19 protein-coding genes, 6 tRNA genes and 1 pseudogene are annotated in these 20234 nt (G+C 61.2%); 6 read left to right on the top strand and 20 right to left on the bottom strand.

Translation table 11 applies throughout. The features are described from left to right. Positions 1–20: 20 nt before the first annotated feature. The 4 genes from lpxK to ACM6IP_RS21795 form a co-directional block, all read right to left on the bottom strand. Positions 21–1031, bottom strand: coding sequence for a tetraacyldisaccharide 4'-kinase (gene lpxK / locus ACM6IP_RS21810; RefSeq protein ID WP_414862258.1), 1011 nt, complete (start codon positions 1029–1031; stop codon positions 21–23). Next, complete coding sequence (locus ACM6IP_RS21805) at positions 1031–1459, bottom strand: ExbD/TolR family protein (protein ID WP_095167615.1); 429 nt, start codon at positions 1457–1459, stop codon at positions 1031–1033. The genes lpxK and ACM6IP_RS21805 overlap by 1 nt, the downstream gene beginning before the upstream one ends. Then, on the bottom strand, positions 1456–2091 hold the full coding sequence (locus ACM6IP_RS21800; RefSeq protein ID WP_162530197.1) for a MotA/TolQ/ExbB proton channel family protein: 636 nt from the start codon (positions 2089–2091) through the stop codon (positions 1456–1458). The genes ACM6IP_RS21805 and ACM6IP_RS21800 overlap by 4 nt, the downstream gene beginning before the upstream one ends. A 105-nt stretch (positions 2092–2196) precedes the next feature. Next, positions 2197–4437 carry a DNA internalization-related competence protein ComEC/Rec2 gene (locus ACM6IP_RS21795; protein WP_401126738.1) on the bottom strand — a complete coding sequence of 747 codons (2241 nt, stop codon included), beginning with the start codon at positions 4435–4437 and terminating at the stop codon, positions 2197–2199. A gap of 135 nt (positions 4438–4572) precedes the next feature. Between ACM6IP_RS21795 and ACM6IP_RS21790 the strand changes: the two genes are divergently transcribed. Beyond that, the gene (locus tag ACM6IP_RS21790) at positions 4573–5094 is read left to right on the top strand and encodes a DUF2062 domain-containing protein (protein ID WP_095167612.1); all 522 of its coding nucleotides are present in this window, start codon (positions 4573–4575) and stop codon (positions 5092–5094) included. 49 nt (positions 5095–5143) lie between these two features. Here ACM6IP_RS21790 and ACM6IP_RS21785 read toward each other — a convergent pair whose 3' ends face one another. The 4 genes from ACM6IP_RS21785 to ACM6IP_RS21770 all read right to left on the bottom strand — a co-directional run bounded on the left by ACM6IP_RS21785 (position 5144) and on the right by ACM6IP_RS21770 (position 8312). Further along, positions 5144–5923 (bottom strand): ABC transporter permease, encoded by a 780-nt coding sequence (locus ACM6IP_RS21785; protein ID WP_095167610.1) that lies wholly within the window; start codon positions 5921–5923, stop codon positions 5144–5146. Then, the gene (locus ACM6IP_RS21780; protein WP_095167609.1) at positions 5920–6852 is read right to left on the bottom strand and encodes an ABC transporter ATP-binding protein; all 933 of its coding nucleotides are present in this window, start codon (positions 6850–6852) and stop codon (positions 5920–5922) included. The genes ACM6IP_RS21785 and ACM6IP_RS21780 overlap by 4 nt, the downstream gene beginning before the upstream one ends. Before the next feature lie 133 nt (positions 6853–6985). Next, on the bottom strand, positions 6986–7609 hold the full coding sequence (locus tag ACM6IP_RS21775) for a glutathione S-transferase family protein (protein WP_414862257.1): 624 nt from the start codon (positions 7607–7609) through the stop codon (positions 6986–6988). Between the two features lie 43 nt (positions 7610–7652). After that, entirely contained in the window at positions 7653–8312 is a 660-nt protein-coding gene (locus ACM6IP_RS21770; RefSeq protein ID WP_095167604.1) for a transglutaminase-like domain-containing protein, read from the bottom strand. A 250-nt stretch (positions 8313–8562) separates the two neighbouring features. Between ACM6IP_RS21770 and ACM6IP_RS21765 the strand changes: the two genes are divergently transcribed. Both ACM6IP_RS21765 and ACM6IP_RS21760 read left to right on the top strand, forming a co-directional pair. Then, a complete protein-coding gene (locus ACM6IP_RS21765; protein WP_414862256.1) occupies positions 8563–11010 on the top strand; it encodes an acyl-CoA dehydrogenase in 2448 nt (815 codons plus the stop codon). 95 nt (positions 11011–11105) lie between these two features. After that, positions 11106–11504, top strand: a complete 399-nt coding sequence (locus tag ACM6IP_RS21760) for a PA2817 family protein (RefSeq protein ID WP_095167600.1) — start codon at positions 11106–11108, stop codon at positions 11502–11504. Positions 11505–11696: 192 nt separating this feature from the next. Here the strand turns inward: ACM6IP_RS21760 and ACM6IP_RS21755 are convergent, their stop codons facing one another. Continuing rightward, positions 11697–12695 carry a LysR family transcriptional regulator gene (locus ACM6IP_RS21755; RefSeq protein ID WP_095167599.1) on the bottom strand — a complete coding sequence of 333 codons (999 nt, stop codon included), beginning with the start codon at positions 12693–12695 and terminating at the stop codon, positions 11697–11699. Positions 12696–12786: 91 nt separating this feature from the next. On the opposite strand from ACM6IP_RS21755, the gene ACM6IP_RS21750 reads away from it, so the two are divergent. Together ACM6IP_RS21750 and ACM6IP_RS21745 are read left to right on the top strand one after the other, a co-directional pair. Then, the gene (locus ACM6IP_RS21750) at positions 12787–13413 is read left to right on the top strand and encodes an alanyl-tRNA editing protein (RefSeq protein WP_414862255.1); all 627 of its coding nucleotides are present in this window, start codon (positions 12787–12789) and stop codon (positions 13411–13413) included. Between the two features lie 82 nt (positions 13414–13495). Beyond that, positions 13496–14134 carry a LysE family translocator gene (locus tag ACM6IP_RS21745; RefSeq protein ID WP_159994482.1) on the top strand — a complete coding sequence of 213 codons (639 nt, stop codon included), beginning with the start codon at positions 13496–13498 and terminating at the stop codon, positions 14132–14134. A 42-nt stretch (positions 14135–14176) separates the two neighbouring features. Here ACM6IP_RS21745 and ACM6IP_RS21740 read toward each other — a convergent pair whose 3' ends face one another. From ACM6IP_RS21740 to ACM6IP_RS21695, 10 genes are all read right to left on the bottom strand, one after another. Beyond that, positions 14177–14941 (bottom strand): ABC transporter ATP-binding protein, encoded by a 765-nt coding sequence (locus tag ACM6IP_RS21740; protein ID WP_095167593.1) that lies wholly within the window; start codon positions 14939–14941, stop codon positions 14177–14179. A gap of 68 nt (positions 14942–15009) precedes the next feature. After that, on the bottom strand, positions 15010–15720 hold the full coding sequence (locus tag ACM6IP_RS21735; protein ID WP_401126748.1) for an ABC transporter permease: 711 nt from the start codon (positions 15718–15720) through the stop codon (positions 15010–15012). Next, the gene (locus ACM6IP_RS21730) at positions 15717–16445 is read right to left on the bottom strand and encodes an ABC transporter permease (protein WP_095167590.1); all 729 of its coding nucleotides are present in this window, start codon (positions 16443–16445) and stop codon (positions 15717–15719) included. The genes ACM6IP_RS21735 and ACM6IP_RS21730 overlap by 4 nt, the downstream gene beginning before the upstream one ends. Before the next feature lie 56 nt (positions 16446–16501). Next, complete coding sequence (locus ACM6IP_RS21725) at positions 16502–17284, bottom strand: transporter substrate-binding domain-containing protein (protein ID WP_095167588.1); 783 nt, start codon at positions 17282–17284, stop codon at positions 16502–16504. A 480-nt stretch (positions 17285–17764) separates the two neighbouring features. Continuing rightward, positions 17765–17840: transfer RNA gene (locus ACM6IP_RS21720), tRNA-Gly, on the bottom strand. A gap of 2 nt (positions 17841–17842) precedes the next feature. Then, positions 17843–17918: transfer RNA gene (locus ACM6IP_RS21715), tRNA-Glu, on the bottom strand. 84 nt (positions 17919–18002) lie between these two features. Beyond that, positions 18003–18078, bottom strand: a tRNA-Gly gene (locus ACM6IP_RS21710). Positions 18079–18081: 3 nt separating this feature from the next. Then, positions 18082–18157: transfer RNA gene (locus ACM6IP_RS21705), tRNA-Glu, on the bottom strand. Positions 18158–18261: 104 nt separating this feature from the next. Then, positions 18262–18337: transfer RNA gene (locus tag ACM6IP_RS21700), tRNA-Gly, on the bottom strand. A gap of 2 nt (positions 18338–18339) precedes the next feature. Continuing rightward, positions 18340–18415, bottom strand: a tRNA-Glu gene (locus tag ACM6IP_RS21695). A gap of 370 nt (positions 18416–18785) precedes the next feature. Between ACM6IP_RS21695 and ACM6IP_RS21690 the strand changes: the two genes are divergently transcribed. Then, positions 18786–19544, top strand: coding sequence for a hypothetical protein (locus ACM6IP_RS21690; RefSeq protein WP_174244569.1), 759 nt, complete (start codon positions 18786–18788; stop codon positions 19542–19544). A gap of 58 nt (positions 19545–19602) precedes the next feature. On the opposite strand, the pseudogene ACM6IP_RS21685 reads toward ACM6IP_RS21690, so the two are convergent. Beyond that, a pseudogene (locus tag ACM6IP_RS21685) lies at positions 19603–20199 on the bottom strand (methyl-accepting chemotaxis protein); the annotation flags it as partial. Positions 20200–20234: the final 35 nt, after the last annotated feature.

Raw genomic sequence — 20234 nt, 5'->3', positions numbered from 1 at the left:
AACTCCCTGGAAAAAAGCGTTTAAGGCAAAAGACGTGCGGGCAACAGCCGCATCAGCTGCGTATCGAACCAGGCCACGAAAGCCGGTGAAGGCGCAGCATCGACCGCCAGGTACCACCAGTCGGGGGCAGCAAAGGCTCGGCATTTCACCGCATCCTTTTCCGTCATGACCAGCGGTAGCGATGGCGTGAAATTCAAGGCCGCCGCGCTGTATTGCGCGTGGTCGGCAAACGCATGTGGCACAGGCTGCCAGTGTAGCGTTTCAAGGGTAGTGAAGAAACGTTGCGGATTGCCGATCCCGGCCACTGCGTGCAACGCCTGCCCCGCTGGAAAATGCTCGAGGCCGCGGCGCTCGCCGGTCAACAGGTTGACCAGAGCCGTGGGTTGCAAGCGGAATGCAAAACCATCGTCGGCATCAGCCAGGGCGCCGTTGTACAGCACCGCATCAACGCTTTGCAGGCGCTCCACCGGCTCGCGCAACGGCCCAGCCGGCAGGCAACGACGATTGCCCAGGCCGCGCGCGGCATCGATCAGCACCAGTTCGAGGTCGCGCGCCAGGCGGTAATGCTGCATGCCGTCGTCGGAAAGGATCAGGTCCAGCGGCTCGGCGGCCAACAACGCACGGACGGCGCGACTGCGGTCCGGATCGATCATCAAGGGCACGCCAGTGCGCTGGACGATCAGCAGCGGCTCATCGCCGGCCATCGCGGCTGTCTGTTGCGCCTCGACCCGCCAGGGCAACTGCGGCGGCGTCGCCCCGTAGCCACGACTGACCACCCCGACCCGCAGGCCGGCGCGCTGGCAGTGTTCGATCATCCACAGAATCAACGGCGTCTTGCCGGTGCCCCCGACCGTGATGTTGCCGACCACGATCAACGGCACCGGGGGCTGGTAGATCTCGCCCTCGCCCGCCAGGAACCGCTGGCGCTTGGCCGTGACCACGCGCCGGTACAACCACTCCAGTGGCCACAAGACTTTAAGCGCCGGATGACCGGCGTACCACGCGGCGAGCAATCGATCGGACATGGCCATCAGGGTGCCGGAGCCGCCTCGACAGTGGTCATGCGCAAATGGGTGAATCCCAGCTTGCCGGCGGCGTCCATGGCGGTGATGACCGCCTGGTGCTGGGTCTTGCCATCGGCGCTGATGGACAGCGGCAGGTTGGTGTCGCCATTGGACTGTTTTTTCAACGCATCGATCACGCTGGCCAGGTCGTTCTTGGGCAGCACCTGGTTGTTCACCGAGAACGTCCCGTCGGCGCTGATGGCGACGTCCAGTTGCTTGGCCTGCTGGTCTTCGGCCGGCGAGCCGCTGACCGCTTCCGGCAAATCGACACGCAGCTGGGTTTCCCGGGTGAAGGTAGTGGTCACGACGAAAAACAGCAGCAGGATAAACACCACGTCGATCAGCGACGCCAGGTTGATGTCCACATTCTCCCGTGGCTTACGGCGGAATTTCACGCTTTGCCCTCGGTCAGATCGACGTCACGGTCGCCCTGCACCACCTCAACCAGCTTGATCGCCTCCTGCTCCATGCCGACCACCAGTTCATCGATGCGGCGTTGCAGGAACCGGTGGAAGAACACCGACGGAATCCCCACCATCAGGCCCGCGGCCGTGGTGATCAAGGCCTTGGAAATCCCCCCGGCCAGCACAGCGGCGTTGGTGGTCATGCCCGACCCCATGAACGAACTGAAAATATCGATCATGCCCAGCACCGTACCCAGCAGCCCCAGTAATGGCGCCATGGCCGCAATGGTACCGAGCGCATTGATATAGCGCTCCAGCTCATGAATGACCCGGGCGGCAGCCTCTTCGATGCACTCCTTCATGATCTCGCGACCATGCTTGGAGTTGGCCAGGCCCGCGGCGAGGATTTCCCCCAGCGGCGAGTTGGCGCGCAATTCCTTGAGTTTTTCTTTATTGAGTTGCTTGTCCTTGATCCACACCCAGACCTGCCCGAGCAAGTGCTCCGGGGTCACACGGCTGGCCCGCAGGGTCCACAGGCGCTCGGCAACAATGCCCAATGCAGCGATCGAACTCAAAATGATCGGCAACATCATCCAGCCGCCGGATTTGACCAATTCCCACACAGTGACAGTCCCCTCGAAAAAGTGCGCCACTTTAGCATACCGACAGGCCATAGAGGCCGCGCCCCCCGACGACCGTGCCCGGCAATGGCACCAGGCCACGCCGCCTCAGGGTGCAGGGCTGACGGACGGTGCACTGTGCCAGAAACGTGCTCCACGACGCATCGCCTGCGGCGCCGCGAACTCCCCCAGAAGCAGGCGCACCGCGCCGTGCTCGGCACTGTCATAGATCTGCACTCCCAGGCGTTGATAACGCTCGACCACCTGCGGATGGGGATGACCGAAGCTGTTGCCATGCCCCCGGGAAATCAGTACCCCCTGGGGCGTCAGCGCGCGGACAAAAGCCTCGGATGAAGAACTGCGGCTACCGTGGTGTGGCGCTTGCAACCAATGGCTGTGGACCGCCAGCGACGAACCGAGCAACACCCGCTCGGCACGGGCGTCAATATCACCGGTCAGCAGCAGGCGCTCACCATTGGCCTCGATCTGCAACACACAGGAATTCTGATTGCTGTCAGTCGCCCCAGGCCAATGCCACAGGGTAAACCGCACACCGTCCCACTCCCACTGCTTGCCACTGGTACAGGGCAAAGCGCGCAATTCATCCGGCAGGTCCGGCGGTTCGCCGCTGATCACCTGCGTGACCGGTAGGCCACGCCAGATCGAGCGAGCGCCCCCGGCATGATCGGCATGGGCGTGACTGATCAGCATCAGGTCCAGGTGGCGGACACCGAACTTGCGCAACGCCGGCAGGACCACCTGCGCTCCGAGGTCAGAGTCGCGAAAACCCGGGCCCGTGTCATAGAGCAGAGTGTGCTGCCGGGTGCGCACTACAATCGCCAGGCCCTGACCGACATCCAGTTGCCAGACTTCGGCCCGGCCTTCGGGCAGCTCCCGGAGCGGCGCGAACACCAGGAGCAGCAACATCGGCCAGCCGAGCAACCGCAGCGGCAAGCCCTTGGGCAGCAACAGCAATACCGCGCCCAGCACGGCGATCGCCCAGACCCACAGAGGTACTGCCGGCGCCAACCAGGCCGGCAGTTTCCCCGCCACCCAGGCCAGCGCGCCGAACAGCCCCTCGAGCAAACCGCCAGCCAGCCACAACAGGCCCTCCCCGACATAGGGCACCGGCAGCAATAACGTGCCCAACAAGGCTGGGGGCAGGACCAACAAGCTGATCCAGGGCACGGCCAACAGATTGACCAAGGGGCCGGTGAGGCTGATGGGCAGGTTGAGGATCAACAGCACCGGACATAAGCCCAGCGCAATCAGCCACTGGGCACGGGTCCAGGTTTGCCACCAGCGCCACGGCCCCAGTCGCCCGCCAAAGGTGAAAATCAACACCGCCACCGCAGCAAACGACAGCCAGAACCCCGGGCGCAAACTGGCCATAGGGTCCAGCAGCAGCACTGCATTGAGCGCCAGCAGCCATGACCACCAGGCCCCAAGATGACGAAAGCGCAGGCGCCATAACAACACCAGGCCAATCATCACGCAGGCCCTGCGCACGGGCACCTCGAATCCCGCCAGCAGCCCATAGCCCAGTGCCGCGGCGAACGCCAGGCCACAGGCCCAGGGTAACCACGCCAGGCGCTGCGGCCACAGGCCATACCGGGCGAGACCCGCAATCAGCAGATAGACCATCCCCGCCAGCAAACCCACGTGCTGTCCGGAAATCACCAGCAAGTGCACAGTGCCGGTGTCCTGCAGGACTTGCCAGTCGGCACGGCTCAACCCAGAGCTGTCGCCCAGCACCAACGCCGCCAGTGCCCCTTCTCGGCCCTGGGCGTCGACGGCCAGCAAACGCTGGCGAACCGCGTCGCGCCAGGCCCATTGCGCAGGCTGCAGGCGCTGTCCGTCCTTGACGGTGGCCGTGGCACCGATGCGTTGCGCCAACAGCCAGGCCTCGTAATCAAAGGCATGGGGGTTGAGCAGGCCCACGGGACGCTTGAGCTTCACGGCCAGCCGCCAGCGTTCGCCGCTGTTGACCCGCGGCCCGTCATACCAGGCCAGCCGGAGCAACTTCGGCACCTCGGTGCGCCGCGCCTGGGCATCGGCCAACTCAAAGCGCACCACGCCGGGTGTGTACTGCGGCAAGCCCACGACCCGGCCTTCGATCCAGCGGGTCTGGCCGTCGAGCTCCGGCGCCAGGCGATTATCGAGCGCCCACTGCGCACTGCTACAGGCCCACACCAGGCCCAATAGAAACAACGCCAGCGGGTAGGTGCGAAACGGCAGCAGCATCAGCGCCAGCAAGACCATCGCCAGCAACATCCCGACCGGTGGTAAGGCCGGCAAAAAAACCAGGGTCAACAGACCCAGTGCAAGCGCCAACATCCCTGTGCGCATAAGCCCGTCCTTGAGAGTGCCCTCTCTTGGATTAGCCGAGTCACGGCGCCGCGCATTTATTAATTGTCACAAAGTCTGAATGGGCGTTTCCTTGAATCCGGGCATACTTGCCGCCTGAACTGACCGAGAAGCCCTATGCCCCGGCGCTTATTCAAACGTTACATGCCAGACCCGAGCAGCATCAGGGAACACAAGTCCTTACGCTTTCTCGGCACCCTGCTGCATGACCCGAACCTCTGGCACCTCAACCGCCACTCGGTAGCCCGGGCCATGGCGGTGGGCCTGTTTGCCGCCTTTTTGCCGATCCCCATGCAGATGCTGGTAGCGGCGGCACTGGCGATTTCGGTGCGCGGCAATATTCCGATCGCGGTGAGCCTGGTCTGGCTGACCAACCCGATTACCATGCCAGTGGTGTTTTTCTGCACCTACCAGACCGGCGCCTGGCTGATGAATGTGCCTGCCCGCAGCCTGCCGGAGGAACTGACCTGGGAATGGATCAGCGGTGAACTGTCGACGCTGTGGCAACCGTTCCTGCTAGGGTCGGTGGTGGCCGGCCTGGTGCTCGGTGCCCTGGCTTACTGCATGACCATGACCTACTGGCGCTGGTGGGTCGGCCGGCAATGGACGCGACGCAAAAAAGCTCGGCGAACCAAATAAAAAACGGCACCTCGCAGGGTGCCGTTTTTATTGTCGCAGGGTGCCTGAATCAGGTGCGCATCCCGCGACCACTGACCAGCAACCGTGCACAGCCGACGTACAGCACCACGGTGGCCACCAGCATGAAGGTGATGGCGATGCTGATCTTGATGTCCGACACGCCAAGAATGCCGTAGCGGAAGGCATTGACCATGTGCAACACCGGGTTGGCCAGCGACACCGTCTGCCAGAACGGCGGCAGCAGGCTGATGGAGTAGAACACCCCGCCCAGGTAAGTCAGGGGGGTCAGCACAAAGGTCGGGATAATCGAGATATCGTCGAAGTTACGCGCAAACACCGCATTGATGAACCCCAACAACGAGAAGATGGTGGCCGTCAGCACCACCACCAGGATAGTCACGCCCAGGTGATGCACCTGCAAGTCAGTGAAGAACATCGACAGCAAGGTCACGATCACCCCAACCATCAAGCCGCGCAGCACACCGCCCAGGGTGTAGCCGATCAGAATGGTGTGCGGTGAAACCGGCGACACCATCAGCTCTTCGATGGAGCGCTGGAATTTGCTGCCGAAGAAACTCGACACTACGTTGCCGTAGGAGTTGGTGATCACCGACATCATGATCAAGCCCGGCACGATGTACTCCATGTAGGTGAAGCCACCCATGTCACCGATCTGCCGGCCGATCAGATTACCGAAAATCACGAAGTACAGAACCATGGTGATCGCCGGCGGCAGCAAGGTCTGCGGCCAGATCCGGGTAAACCGGCGCACTTCACGGTAAACGATGGTGTTGAGGGCAACGAGGTTGGGTTGCAGTTCGGAACTCATATGGCCACCTTCGCCAGGTTTTTCTCCACCAGGGACACGAACAACTCCTCGAGGCGATTGGTTTTATTGCGCAGGCTCAACACTTCGATGTTCTGCGTCGCCAATTGAGCGAACAACGCCGTGATGCCCACCGCTTTATCCACCTGGACTTCCAGGGTATGGCTGTCGATCCGCCGGCTCGGGTAGCCGATCAACTGCGGCGCCACCTGCATGTCGTGCTTGAGGTCGAGCAGGAACGTCTCGACATGCAACTGACCGAGCAGGTTACGCATGCTGGTGTTTTCGACAATGGTGCCGTGGTCGATGATGCCGATGTTGCGGCACAGCTGCTCGGCCTCTTCCAGGTAGTGGGTGGTGAGGATGATGGTGATGCCCTTCTGGTTCAGCTCGGTGAGGAAGCTCCACATCGAGCGCCGCAGTTCGATATCGACGCCGGCAGTAGGCTCGTCGAGGATCAGCAGGCGCGGCTCGTGCACCAGCGCGCGGGCGATCATCAAGCGGCGCTTCATGCCGCCGGACAGTGAGCGCGACGGAACATCGCGCTTGTCCCACAGGCCAAGCTGGGTCAGGTACTGTTCGGCCCGCTCCTTGGCAACCTTGGGGGGAATGCCGTAGTAGCCCGCTTGGGTCACTACGATGTCGAAGGTCTTTTCGAACTGGTTGAAGTTGAACTCCTGGGGCACCACGCCGATGCTGCGCTTGAGCGCGGCCGGGTTGCGGTCCAGGTCGTGACCGAAGATATTCACGCTGCCACTGGTCTTGTTGACCAGGGTCGAGAGAATGCCGATGGTGGTGGATTTGCCAGCCCCGTTGGGGCCGAGCAAGGCGAAGAAATCACCTTCAGCGACATCCAGATCGATACCACTCAGGGCCTGGAAACCGTTGCCGTAGGTTTTGGTTAGCTGCCGGATGGACAGAGCAGAACTCATATCGGATTTACGCACCAAGAAGGGAAGTGAGAAATACGTTGCGGCTCGCGGCGAGTAAAACCACCGCGGCGCATGAGCGTTATGGTGCTTGGCGAAGTCGCACAAGTACAGTCACGCGTATTGATAGTCAGTATTAAGTCAACGCGGTCATGACCGCTTTCTGATAGGCCGGGCGCTGTTTCAGGCGCGCGTACCAGACTTGCAGATGGGGTTGCGGAGTGCGCTCGATGGGCATCTCGAACCAGGCATAGATGAAACTGCCCAGGGGAATGTCGCCCATGCCGATCTCGGCACCGGACAGATAGGGTTGGCTGGCCAACGCCTGGTCCGCCATCGCCAGCAAGGCTTCGCACTCCTTGATCGCGGCGTTGATCGCCGACCAGTCCTGCTGCGCGGGCGGGGTGCGCAACACACCCCAGAACACAGTACGGAAGGGGCCGGCGAAACTTGAGGTGGTCCAGTCCATCCATTTTTCGGCACTCGCGCGGGCCTGGACATCGGCCGGGTACCAATGGGTCGCATTGGCGTGACGAGCCATCAGGTATCGCACGATGGTGTTGGATTCCCACAGCACAAAGCCATCATCTTCGATCACCGGCACCCGGCCGTTGGGGTTCATGGCACGGTACTCGGGCGTATCGACAACCCCAAACGCGCCGCCGGCGTCGATGGCCTCATAGGCCAGGCCAAGTTCCTGCGCCGCCCACAGTGGTTTTCTGACGTTCGACGAGTTTTTCCGACCCCAGATCTTCAGCATGACCTTCCCTCAATGGATGAATGCCGGGGCAGTCTACGCCGGATCAAGCGTCAGACAAATCGCTCTGCATGTCCCCCAGCAGGGCCGGCATCCGCTCGCTGAACAAATGCGGATAGCACTGTTGCAGATGCTCGAAAAAGAACGCCTCGGGCACATCGGCAAACTGCCCGTGATCCACCAGGTACTCCATGGACTGCAGCCCCTGGCGGTTGAAGGCATGAAACACACTGTCGTTGACCCCGTCGAACTCCAACGCCGGCACATCGAAAATTTCACACAGCCGCGCATTGAACGCCGGCGTCGCCTTGACCCAGCGCCCCTGCAGATACAGCTCGGTGTACCCGTGCATGGCGAACACATCGCTCTTGAGCAAGGCGATCAGGCGCGGGGTCGACAGGTGATTACGCACATCCGCCAGGCCGATGCGTGCCGCTATGCCGCAATGCCGGGCACAGCCGGCCAGCAAAGTGGCCTTGGGCACGCAGTAGCTTTCACCGGTGGCCAGGGCAAAGCTGCCGCGCAGCGTCTCGGGATCACGACTGAAGGTATAGGGGTTGTAGCGCACGGCCTCGCGCACGGCGTAATAGAGATTGACCGCCTGCGTGACCGGGTCTGGACTGCTACCCCGATGTTTTTCGGCGAACTCCACCACCGACAGGTGGTCACTATCGATGAAGCGGCCGGGACTCAGATACTCGTGCATGAGAACAATCTCCTGGGGAAGCCCCGAGTCTAGCGACACCCTCAGCACAGAGATAACGACATATCGGCCAAACATGAGAGCTTGTCACACACCCCACGCAGCTTTTGTTCGGCTTGCCGCCCGGTTTCACAAGCGAAATACACCCCCCTATTTCCTACACATTCAAACACATAGTGCCAACCGCCCCCTTTGGCAGATGCCGACTAAGCTCTTGGGGTGGTTTTGACCCTGGTTTCACGGAGGATTGAATATGTTGCTGTTGTGGATACTGGTTCTAGTGGTCGCAATTGCCTATCTGGCTCACCGCCGCACCGCGCCCCTGCCCGCCCTGGGTATCGTCGCCGCCTACCTGCTGGCGATGGGCATCCTGAGTCACGCACCCGGCTGGTTGATGCTGATTTTCTGGATCGCGCTGGCGGCCGTGGCCGCGCCCCTGCTCCTGCCAGATCTGCGGCGCAAGTTCTTCAGCGCCCCGCTGTTCAACTGGTTCCAGAAAACCCTGCCGCCCATGTCGCAAACCGAACGCGACGCCATCGATGCGGGCACCGTCTGGTGGGATGGTGAACTGTTCAGCGGTCGCCCGGACTGGAACAAGCTGCTGGCCTATCCCAAGGCGCAGTTGAGCGAAGAGGAGCAGGCCTTCCTCGACGGCCCGACCGAAGAGCTCTGCGCCATGGTCAGCGACTGGCAGATCGGCCAGACCATGGACCTGCCAGCCGAAGCCTGGGCGCATATCAAGGCCAACGGCTTTTTTGCCCTGATCATTCCCCGGGAATACGGCGGCAAGGGGTTCTCCTCCTACGCCAACTCACAAGTGGCGATGAAACTGGCGACCCGCAGTGGCGACCTCGCCTCCACCGTCATGGTCCCCAACTCACTGGGGCCGGCCGAACTGCTGCTGCACTACGGCACCGAAGAACAACGCAACCACTACCTGCCGCGCCTGGCCCGTGGCGATGACATCCCGTGCTTCGCCCTGACCGGCCCGCTGGCAGGTTCCGACGCCGGCGCGATGCCTGACACCGGAATTATCTGCAAAGGCCAATGGCAAGGCGAGGAAACCCTGGGCCTGCGCCTGAACTGGGAAAAGCGCTACATCACCCTGGGCCCCGTGGCCACGCTGCTCGGCCTGGCGTTCAAGGCCTATGATCCGGACCATCTGCTGGGCGACGAAGAAGACCTGGGCATCAGCCTGGCCTTGATTCCCACCGATACCGATGGCGTGGAAATCGGGCGCCGCCACCTGCCTCTCGGCGCCTCGTTCATGAACGGGCCCAACTCCGGCAAGGACGTTTTCGTGCCCCTGGAATTCCTCATTGGCGGCCAGGAGATGCTCGGCAAGGGCTGGATGATGCTGATGAACTGCCTGTCGGTGGGACGCTCGATTTCGTTGCCAGCCGTAGGCACGGGCGCCGCCAAGTTCACCAGCCTGGTCACCGGCCAATATGCCCAGGTGCGCGAACAGTTCAACGTGCCGCTCTCGGCCTTCGAAGGTATTCAGGAAGCCATGGCGCGCATCGGCGGCAATGCCTGGATGATGGACGCGGCCCGCATGCTCACCGCCAGCGCCCTGGACCTTGGCGAAAAACCCTCGGTGCTCTCGGCAGTGCTCAAGTATCACCTCACCGAGCGGGGTCGCGAGTGCATCAGCCACGCAATGGATGTGCACGGCGGCAAGGCGATCATCATGGGCCCGAACAACTACCTGGGCCGTAGCTGGCAAGGTGCGCCGATCTTCATCACCGTGGAGGGCGCAAACATTCTCTCGCGCAACCTGATGATCTTCGGCCAGGGCGCGATCCGCTGCCACCCGTTCGTTCTCAAGGAAATGGCCCTCGCCGGCCGCGAAGACAAGGACCAGGCACTGAAAGAGTTCGACGGTTTGCTGCTCAAGCATATCGGCTTTGCCGTGAGCAATGCTGCCAGCACCCTGGTCCTCAACCTCGGCTTTGGTCATCTGGAACACAGTCCCGGCGACAAACTCAGCCAGGGTTACTTCCGCGCGCTCAACCGCCAGGCGGCTGCCTTCGCCATGCTCGCCGACCTGAGCATGATGTTGCTGGGCGGCGAGCTGAAACGCCGTGAGCGCCTGTCAGCCCGCCTGGGCGATGTACTGAGCAACATGTACCTGGCCTCTGCCGCGCTCAAGCGTTATCACGACCTCGACTCGCCCGAGCACATGCGGCCGCTGTTCACCTGGGCAATGGAGGAAAGCCTGGGGCAGTCCGAACGGGCGCTGGACGAGCTGTTGAGCAACTTCCCGAGCAAGGTGCTGGGCTGCCTGTTGCGGGTCATCGTGTTTCCGTTCGGGCGCCGACACAAAGGCCCGGACGACCGACTCGGTGCCGAAGTGGCAGGCGTGATCGGCCGGGCCAAGGGCGACCCGACCCTCGAGGAGCTGCTGGGCGGCTGCTACCGTCCGCAAGCTGTCGAAGATCCGGTGGGCGCCCTGCAACATGCCTGCAATCTGCTGAATGCGGTCCATCCGCTGCAGAAAAAACTCCACCTGGCCCTCAAGAACGGGCAGTTCAAGCCCGCTGCCGGGGAAAACCTCATCGACGCGGCCCTTGAGGCCGGGGTGCTGCAAGCCGTGGAGGCGCAGAGCCTGCGCGAAGCCGAAGCGGCGCGTCGCAAAGTGATCGACGTCGATGACTTTTCCAAGGAGCAACTGCAACTGGCCGAGGGCAAAGTCCGCTAGGCCCCTGGCCCGTCCAGCGCGGCGGAGATGAAAAACGGGCGCCAGAGCTATATACTCCGGCGCCCGTTTTGCTTTAGTTCTAGAGGACTCCCGTTATGCTCGACCAAACTCTCGTCCAGCTCGACCTCCTGCGCAGTATCCTGGTCGCTGTCGGTGAAGCCGAGCAGGTCCCGGAAGAAAGCCATGCGCTGTTCCTGGAACGCTTCGATGAACTGCGTGCCGCCCTGCCGATCGATCCGATCGAAAGCCAGTACCTGGGCCAGGACCTGATGTGCCAGATCATCCAACGCTACCCGCAAATCGCCCATATGGTCCCACGCGACCTGCTGTGGTACTTCGCCGGTGACTGCCTGCACTACATGCCCGACGATGAGATCGACCTGTACCAAGCCCTGGAAGAACGTCGCTTCGAAGCCGAACAGAACGACGAACCTTTCGACTGGAACCAGGAAAAACAACTGCTGGCCCTGTCGAATCAGGACAGCAAGCACTGATCAACAGCAGGAAGCGAACCTCCTACAGCACAGCCAAGCAGGCCGACCGCTAGGTCGGCTCATTGAAGGGCGGCGAGGACTGTGTCCTCGAACGCAGCCTCGCGGGCTCGGTAGCTGCTACGGGGGATTGGCGGAAATCGCCATCGCGGGCAAGCCCGCTCCCACAGAAATGTACCCCCCTCCCGCACTACCTCAGAACAACCCCTCACTCTCCGGCAACTCATAGTGCGCAACAAACGTACCCACTCCAGCCGATTTCCCGGGCTTACTCAGCGTCGGCTCTTTCTCCAGGCACTCCACCAGATAATCGATGAACACCCTCAGCTTGGGCGGCAGGTAGCGCGTCGGCGAATGCAGCAACCAGGCGCCACCACTGTAGGAAGCGAGAAAGCTCCAGTCCGCTAGCACCTGCACGATCAACCCCTGCTCAAGGGCATGCCGGGCGGTGAAGTACGGCAGGCTGCCAATGCCGATATGCTGCAACACGGCCCCCAGGCGCACTCCAGTGTGATTGGCCGCATATCGCCCGCGCACGCCGACGGTCACCGCCTTGCTGCCTCGCTTGAACTTCCAGCGCGCATCGCTCGGCGTTTCCCCCAGGTAGATGCAACTGTGATTCAGCAGGTCGTGAGGATGGCTCGGCGTACCGTGCTCCGCCAGGTACTGCGGCGTCGCACACAGCAGGTGGTCGATGGTCAGCAACTGACGCCCCACCAGTCCCACCGGTGGGCGGTCGGTGATGCGGATCGCCAGGTCGACATGGTCGTCGATCAGGTCGACCTCGCGATCCTCCAGGAGCAACTCGACATCGACCTTGGGGTAACGCCGCAGAAACTCCGGCATATGCGGATGGATCACAAACCGCCCCACAGCCTTGGGCACGCTGACCCGCACCAACCCTTCGGCCTCCTGGGTAAACTGGCCACTGATTTCCATGACCGAACGGGCGGCGCTGACCATCTCCTGGCAGCGTTTGAACACCTCTTCGCCGCCATCGCTCAGGCGCAACTTGCGCGTGGTGCGTTGCAGCAGCCGGGTGGCCAGGGCCTTTTCCAGGCGCGAGATGCTCCGGCTCACCGCCGAGGGAGAAGAACCCAGCTGGCGCGCCGCTTCCGAGAAGCTGCCGGTCTCGACCACCTTGACGAAAATCGCCATTTCACCCAATAGCGGTAACGGTAGATTTATGCTCACAGCGCAACAGTCCTTTGATGTTTGAACGGATTATCACGCTATTGCGCCATCCATATAATAAAAAACGGAAATTTTGATAAGAGCCTGGAATATGACGCTTCGCCTGTTCTTCCACAGCGATGAACACAGTGCCAACGTGGAAGTCCTGGAGTGCACGCCCTACGAGAACGAATTTGCCGTCGTACTGCGTGCCACGCTGTTCCATCCCCAAGGTGGCGGTCAACTCTGCGACACCGGCTGGATCGGTGAAAGCCAGGTCCTGCGGGTGGTTCAGGAGCCCGAGCGCATCGTGCACTACGTCGATCGGCCCATCACCCCCGGCATGACCCGCATCCGCCTCGACGAGCAACGTCGCCAACTCAATACCCGGCTGCATACGGCCGGGCACTTGATCGGGCACTTTGCCGAAACCCTCGGCTGGATTCCGATCAAGGGTCATCACTGGCCAGGTGAAGGACGGGTGACGTTCAAGCCGGGCGAGACGCCCACAGAGTTCGATGCCAGTGCCCTGCAAGACGCCCTGGCCCAGTGGATTGAAGACGACCTGCCGCGCCTGACCTCGCTGCGCGAAGGCGCGCGGGAAATCAGTTTTGGTGAACTACCGGCCTACGGTTGCGGCGGCACCCATGTGCGGCGCCTGCAGGAACTCGGCACGGTGACCATCGCCAGCCTCTCGCAGAAGAAAGGCACGCTGTCGGTGCGCTACGACGTCAGCTGAGCCCCGACCTGCCCCTCACCTGAAAGCACACGTTACCGGCATGCTCGCCAGAGCATGCTCCCCCCTACCTGCTGGAGTTGAGATGCTTTCGAATTATCTGGGTGAGTTCCTGGCGTTGGCGACCATCCACTTTCTCGCCGTGGTGGCCCCGGGGCCGGATTTTGCGGTGACGATCCGCCAGAGCGTGAGGTTTGGCCGCTGGGTGGGGATCTGCACTGCGCTGGGTATTGGCGCGGGCATTTCAGTGCATGTGCTGTACACCGTGCTCGGCGTCGGCGCACTGATGCACACCACGCCCTGGTTGCTGACGGTGGCCAAGGTGCTGGGGGGTGGCTACATCGTTTATCTGGGCGTGAGCCTGCTGCGCAGCAAACCCAAGTCGACGCTTGACAGCGAACCGGCCGCCACCACAGCCGAAGCCCCGCAGAGCCTGGGCAAAGCCTTCACCACCGGCTTCCTGACCAACGCCACCAATCCCAAGGCAACGCTGTTCTTTCTGGCGATCTTCACCACACTCATCAGCGCCACCACGCCGCTGGAGGTGCAGGCGCTGTACGGACTGTGGATGTGTTTGGTCAACGCCCTGTGGTTTGTCCTGGTGGCACTGTTCTTTTCCAGCAACCGGGTGCGCCAGCAGTTCATGCGCATGGGCCACTGGTTCGAACGGACCATGGGCGTGATCCTGATTCTGTTTGCCGGACGCCTGCTGCTCTCGCTGTAACAAACTGCGCGCGCCCAGCCCCGCGGCCGGACGCGCACGCAGTTACTTCAGATTACCGCTGAGAAACTGTTGCAGGCGCTCGCTCTTCGGATTACCCAGCACTTCCTCCGGCGCCCCCTGCTCTTCGACTCGCCCTTGATGCAGGAACAGCACCTGGTTGGAGACCTTGCGCGCAAAGCTCATTTCATGGGTGACCATGATCATCGTCCGACCCTCTTCGGCCAACCCCTGGATCACCTTGAGCACCTCCCCCACCAACTCCGGGTCCAGGGCCGAAGTGGGCTCGTCGAACAGCATGACTTCCGGCTCCATTGCCAGCGCACGGGCGATCGCCACCCGCTGCTGCTGGCCACCGGAGAGGAACGCCGGATACTGCTCTGCCACACGAGCCGGCAGGCCGACCTTTTCCAGATAACGGCGAGCCCGCTCTTCAGCCTCTTTCTTGCTGACACCCAGCACCCGGCGCGGCGCCATGCTGATGTTTTCCAGCACCGTCATGTGGCCCCACAGGTTGAAGTGCTGAAACACCATCGCCAGGCGCGTGCGCAGGCGTTGCAACTCGGCGTCGTCGGCCACGCGCATGCCATGGTGATCCTTGACCATGCGAATCGACTTGCCGTCCAGGCTCATGGCACCGTCGTTGGGGGTTTCGAGAAAGTTGATGCAACGCAAAAAGGTGCTCTTGCCCGATCCACTGGCGCCGATCAGGCTGATCACATCCCCGGTCTTGGCTTTGAGGGAAACCCCCTTGAGCACTTCGTGGCTACCGTAACTCTTGTGCAACTCTTCAATGGTCAGTTTGTACATGGGCGCAAACATCCAGAAAGAAAAAAGGTACGTCGCGGCGCATCGGTCGCAGACGGTGACTGCCGCCCTTAATGGGCTGGACCGAGAAATGCCAGCCAGCGGCGTTCGGCAACCCGGAACAGACCGACCAGGGCAAAGGTTACGGCCAGGTAGATCAACGCGGCGATGCCGAACGACTGGAACGTCAGGAAGGTTGCCGAGTTGGCGTCCCGCGCGACTTTCAGGATGTCCGGGATGGTCGCGGTGAAGGCCACGGTGGTGGAGTGCAGCATCAGGATCACTTCGTTGCTGTAGTAGGGCAACGAACGGCGCAGGGCCGAAGGCATGATCACGTAGGCATACAGCTTCCAGCCCGTCAGGCCATAGGCCTTGGCAGCCTCGACTTCGCCGTGGTTCATGCTGCGAATCGCCCCGGCGAAAATCTCCGTGGTGTAGGCACAGGTGTTCAGGGCGAAGGCCAGGATCGTGCAGTTCATCGCGTCGCGAAAGAACGCATCGAGCACCGGTTGCGCGCGGATCGCGGCGAGGCTGTAGATCCCCGTGTAGCAGATCAGCAACTGGATATACAGCGGCGTGCCACGGAACAGGTAGGTGTAGAACTGCACCGGCCAGCGGATGTAGAAATGCGGTGAAACCCGGGCAATCGACAGCGGGATCGACACCAGGAAGCCGATGCAGATCGAGGCGCTGAGCAGCCACATCGTCATCGCCAGGCCGGTGATGTGGTAGCCGTCGCTGTAGAAGAACGGCTTCCAGTACTCCTGCAAGAGCTCAATCATCGCACTGCCTCCCGGGAACCTGCCGCGTAGTGCTGCTCAAGCCAGCGCAGGACGACATTCGACGCGCTGGTGATCAGCAGGTAGATCAGCGCCGCCAACACCAGAAAAAAGAACAACTGATAAGTACTCTTGCCGGCGTCCTGGGCGGCCTTGACCAGGTCGGCCAAGCCGATGATCGACACCAGCGCGGTGGCCTTGAGAATCACCATCCAGTTGTTGCCAATGCCGGGCAAAGCGAAACGCATCATCTGCGGGAAGACCACGAAGCGAAAGCGCTGCGCACGACTCAGGCCGTAGGCGGTGGCAGCTTCCATCTGGCCACGGGGCACGGCGAGGATCGCGCCACGGAAGGTCTCGGTGAAATAGGCGCCATAGATAAAGCCCAGGGTGATGACCCCGGCGCCAAATGGATTGATCTCGATGTATTCCCACTCCATGGCCACCGTGAAACTGGTCAACCAGGTTTGCAGGCTGTAGAAAATCAACAGCATCAGCACCAGGTCCGGCACCCCACGAATCAAGGTGGTGTAGAGCTGGGCGGGAATTCGCAACAGTTTGAGGCTGGACAGCTTGGCGCTGGCACCGAGCAGTCCGAGCAGCACACTCAGCAGTAGGGACAAAATCGATAACTTGACGGTCATCCAGCTGCCTTCCAGCAACAGAGGGCCAAAACCCTGCAAGCTGAATGCGGAAAGCCCGAGCGTCTGTAAGAGAGCTTCGAACATAATTCACAGGACCTATCGCGATAAAGAGGCGCCCTCCCCGAGAAGGGCGCGGGACGTTATTTGCCGCTGTAGAGATTCAGATCACCGAAGTGTTTTTTCTGGATCGCCGCGTAGGTGCCGTCATCGTGCAGCGCCTGGATGCCTTTATTGATCAGGGCCTTCAGTTCGGTGTTGCCCTTGGCAATACCCACCGCGGTCTTGGCCGGTAACAGCGGACTGTCGACGGGCGGGCTGACTTCGTAGTCGACACCTTGTGGCGACTTCAAGAAGCCCAGCTCGGCTTGCAGCATGTCCTGGATCGAGGCGTCGAGACGGCCGGAAATCAGGTCGGCGTAGACCTGGTCCTGGTTGGCGTAGGCCTGGGTTTCCACGCCAGCCTTGTCCAGTACTTGCTTGGCATAGGCCTCTTGAATGGTGCCCTGCTCGTAGCCGACTTTTTTGCCCTTGAGCGAAGCCAGGTCGATACCTACAGTGGAACCCTTCTTGTAGACCAGGGCAGTTGGACCGGAGAACAGCTCACTGGAAAAATCGATGACTTTTTCCCGAGCCGGGGTAACGGTCATCGAGGAAATCACACCGTCGAACTTGTTGGCCTTGAGTCCGGGAATCGTGCCGTCAAAATCACTTTCTACCCACCGGCACTTGACCTTCAACTCGGCGCAGATCGCGTTACCCAGATCGATATCGAAGCCCACCAGGCTGCCATCGGCGGCCTTGGATTCGAAGGGTGCATAAGAAGGATCGACGCCAAAACGCAGCTCCTTGTAGTCCTTGGCCAGGGCAGCACCGGCAGCCAGGCAGAGGGTCAGCGCAGAAAGGGTCAGCAATGTTCTTTTCATTATTATCAATTCCTAAAACCATGACGGGCGCTTGTGACCCATGGATACGGTCAGGGACTGCGCGCAAGACGCTAAACCTGATCCCGAACCTCAAGCGCTAGCTTCAAAAGCAATCCAGTGCGCCGAGCTTCGACCTCAACACTTACGCACATAGACTTACTTGTACGTACAAGCATATGCAATCACTCAGCCAACTCCCCCGCGCAAGGCCAAACCGCCCCAGGCGAAAGGCACGCAAGCCCACAGGCACGGGGGTTTCGCCGTACATAAACAGTGTATTGAGGATCAGGCCGTTCAAGGTTCAGACTGTTACCCGGTGCGCACTTCGCCCGGTATTGGTGCGTCCGGTAACAATTTGAGAGGTTTAATGGCGAGGGGAAACACCCGGTGGGCAGCAGGTATTGCCACTTGAATGGCGAGGCAACAAAAAAACCCACGCACACAAAAACGCCGCTCGATGAGCGGCGTTTTTGATGAATATGGAGCGGGAAACGAGACTCGAACTCGCGACCCCGACCTTGGCAAGGTCGTGCTCTACCAACTGAGCTATTCCCGCAATGGCGTCCCCTAGGGGACTCGAACCCCTGTTACCGCCGTGAAAGGGCGGTGTCCTAGGCCACTAGACGAAGGGGACACAGCAACTACTACCCGCAACACATGGCGTGTGCTGCGGTGACCAACAAAAACGCCACTCACTGAGTGGCGCTCTCGTTAAATTTGGAGCGGGAAACGAGACTCGAACTCGCGACCCCGACCTTGGCAAGGTCGTGCTCTACCAACTGAGCTATTCCCGCAAATGGCGTCCCCTAGGGGACTCGAACCCCTGTTACCGCCGTGAAAGGGCGGTGTCCTAGGCCACTAGACGAAGGGGACACGCTACCCGGAACACATGGTGTGTGTTTCGGTGTCCAGATCCGCATCCGAAGACTTGGTTCTGGTTTCACTCAGCACCGCCCGAAAGCACTGCTGTTTAAAATTGGAGCGGGAAACGAGACTCGAACTCGCGACCCCGACCTTGGCAAGGTCGTGCTCTACCAACTGAGCTATTCCCGCATTGGCGTCCCCTAGGGGACTCGAACCCCTGTTACCGCCGTGAAAGGGCGGTGTCCTAGGCCACTAGACGAAGGGGACACAGCTACAACTTCACTCCCTACCGCGTTTTGCTGTTCGCTTTACGCTGTAAGTGGCGCGCATTCTATGGATGGATTGAGGGGTCGTCAACCCCCCGATATAAATTTATTTAAATCAATGACTTCGCTGTCCTTTGTGGGACGTTTCGGGGTTTTCGGCCGACCGGTGTTTGACGCCTATATTCTGGCACTCGCCAAGGCGCTATAGTCCTTGGCACACCGATAGTGGCATTGTGCATCCATCGACCACCTACCCCTATCGACCGCTGCAGGGCCCGTTTCAACTCGTCGCACCGCCCTATCCGCCCCCAGGCTTAGCCACTACACTCGCACCCAAACCCAATAAAGAGGTCTTCACGGTGACACCACTCATGATCACCCTGCTAGTAATAGTCGGGATCGCACTACTGATCGCTATTGGCTACATGAACAATGTGGTGGAAAACAACAAGCTGCAAAAGGCCCGCACCAAGGTTGAACTCAATGACCGCTTGCGCCGCTGCGGCGAAATCACCGAGACCTTCCCCGGCCAGTTGATGACACCGGCCCTCAAGTTGCTGCTGGCTCGCCTGGAACTGAACGTCTGCCAGCGCATGCTCAATCTGGAGAAATCCAGCACCCCCTTGAAAAGCCGCATCGAAGAGTTGAAGGCCTTGATTGCCCAGGGCGAATCGATTCCGGTGAACAACCCGCCGGCGCCGATCCTGACCGAGGCCAAGGCCAAGGACGTGCGTTTCCTGCTCGAAGCCTTGCATGGACAGGTCACCCGCGCCGCCCACGATGGTTTCCTGCCCACCAACGAGGCAAAAAGCTGGATTCGTGAAATCCGCCACATCCTGGTGCTGCTGCACATCGAGTTTTTCAGCAATCTGGGCCAGCACGCCCTGCAACAGGAGCAACCTGGCCAGGCGCGCCTGGCATTCGAGCGTGGCGTGCAGTACTTGCGCAAACAACCCGATCCGCAGGCCTACAGTGAACAGCTGAAGTTCCTGGAAAAACTCCTGGCCCGCGCCAACTCCATGGTGCTGACCAACATTGCCCCGGTTGAAGGTGACGTGAATGAGTTGACCGAGGGCCTCAAGGAAGTCGAGGCCGATGCCGACTGGAAGAAAAAGGTCATCTACGACTGATGCCGCCTTCAAGGATCGCGGGCCAGTACTGGCCTGCGATCCTCGAAGGCGCCCCGCCTTACAGCCTGAAATGCCCGACCATCCCCTTCAGTTCCACACCCAGCTGCGCCAGCTCAATGCTCGACGCGGCATTGCCCTGCATGGCCAGCGAGGATTGATCGGCACTGGCACGGATGCTGGTGACGCTGCGATTGATCTCTTCGGCCACCGAACTCTGCTGCTCGGCTGCGGCCGCGATCTGCTGGTTCATCTGCTGAATCAGCGAAACGGCCGCAGCGATACTGCCCAGTGCGCTCTCGGTCTGCAGCGCATCACTGACCGCCAGCTTGACCAACTCGCCACTGTTCTGGATCTGCTGCACTGAAGACTGCGCGGCGCCGCGCAGGGAAGACACCAGGCGCTCGATTTCCTCGGTCGACTGCTGGGTGCGCTTGGCCAGCGCGCGGACCTCATCGGCCACCACGGCAAAGCCCCTGCCCTGCTCGCCCGCCCGTGCCGCCTCGATCGCAGCGTTGAGGGCCAGCAGATTGGTTTGCTCGGCCACGCTCTTGATCACGCTGAGGACACTGCCAATGTTCTGGATCTCGGCGCTCAAGCTCTCGACGCTGGTACTGGCCGCTGTCGCCGAGTCTGCCAGTTGTTCGATCCGCTGCATGCTCTGACGCACCACCTGCTGGCCGGACTCCACCT

Source organism: Pseudomonas sp. IT-P176, from assembly GCF_949767245.1.
Classification (GTDB): domain Bacteria; phylum Pseudomonadota; class Gammaproteobacteria; order Pseudomonadales; family Pseudomonadaceae; genus Aquipseudomonas.
Note: the sequence above shows the minus strand (reverse complement) of the source record. Positions and strands in the feature narration are given on the sequence as shown.

Excerpts from the sequence above, each read along its gene's own strand:
- ACM6IP_RS21780 (WP_095167609.1), bottom strand. The coding sequence starts at position 6,852 with ATGAGTTCTGCTCTGTCCATCCGGCAGCTAACCAAAACCTACGGCAAC.
- ACM6IP_RS21770 (WP_095167604.1), bottom strand. The coding sequence starts at position 8,312 with ATGCACGAGTATCTGAGTCCCGGCCGCTTCATCGATAGTGACCACCTG.
- ACM6IP_RS21745 (WP_159994482.1), top strand. The coding sequence starts at position 13,496 with ATGCTTTCGAATTATCTGGGTGAGTTCCTGGCGTTGGCGACCATCCAC.
- ACM6IP_RS21790 (WP_095167612.1), top strand. The coding sequence starts at position 4,573 with ATGCCCCGGCGCTTATTCAAACGTTACATGCCAGACCCGAGCAGCATC.
- lpxK (WP_414862258.1), bottom strand. The coding sequence starts at position 1,031 with ATGGCCATGTCCGATCGATTGCTCGCCGCGTGGTACGCCGGTCATCCG.
- ACM6IP_RS21730 (WP_095167590.1), bottom strand. The coding sequence starts at position 16,445 with ATGTTCGAAGCTCTCTTACAGACGCTCGGGCTTTCCGCATTCAGCTTG.
- ACM6IP_RS21690 (WP_174244569.1), top strand. The coding sequence starts at position 18,786 with ATGATCACCCTGCTAGTAATAGTCGGGATCGCACTACTGATCGCTATT.
- ACM6IP_RS21725 (WP_095167588.1), bottom strand. The coding sequence starts at position 17,284 with ATGAAAAGAACATTGCTGACCCTTTCTGCGCTGACCCTCTGCCTGGCT.
- ACM6IP_RS21735 (WP_401126748.1), bottom strand. The coding sequence starts at position 15,720 with ATGATTGAGCTCTTGCAGGAGTACTGGAAGCCGTTCTTCTACAGCGAC.
- ACM6IP_RS21785 (WP_095167610.1), bottom strand. The coding sequence starts at position 5,923 with ATGAGTTCCGAACTGCAACCCAACCTCGTTGCCCTCAACACCATCGTT.
- ACM6IP_RS21765 (WP_414862256.1), top strand. The coding sequence starts at position 8,563 with ATGTTGCTGTTGTGGATACTGGTTCTAGTGGTCGCAATTGCCTATCTG.
- ACM6IP_RS21760 (WP_095167600.1), top strand. The coding sequence starts at position 11,106 with ATGCTCGACCAAACTCTCGTCCAGCTCGACCTCCTGCGCAGTATCCTG.
- ACM6IP_RS21775 (WP_414862257.1), bottom strand. The coding sequence starts at position 7,609 with ATGCTGAAGATCTGGGGTCGGAAAAACTCGTCGAACGTCAGAAAACCA.
- ACM6IP_RS21750 (WP_414862255.1), top strand. The coding sequence starts at position 12,787 with ATGACGCTTCGCCTGTTCTTCCACAGCGATGAACACAGTGCCAACGTG.
- ACM6IP_RS21795 (WP_401126738.1), bottom strand. The coding sequence starts at position 4,437 with ATGCGCACAGGGATGTTGGCGCTTGCACTGGGTCTGTTGACCCTGGTT.
- ACM6IP_RS21740 (WP_095167593.1), bottom strand. The coding sequence starts at position 14,941 with ATGTACAAACTGACCATTGAAGAGTTGCACAAGAGTTACGGTAGCCAC.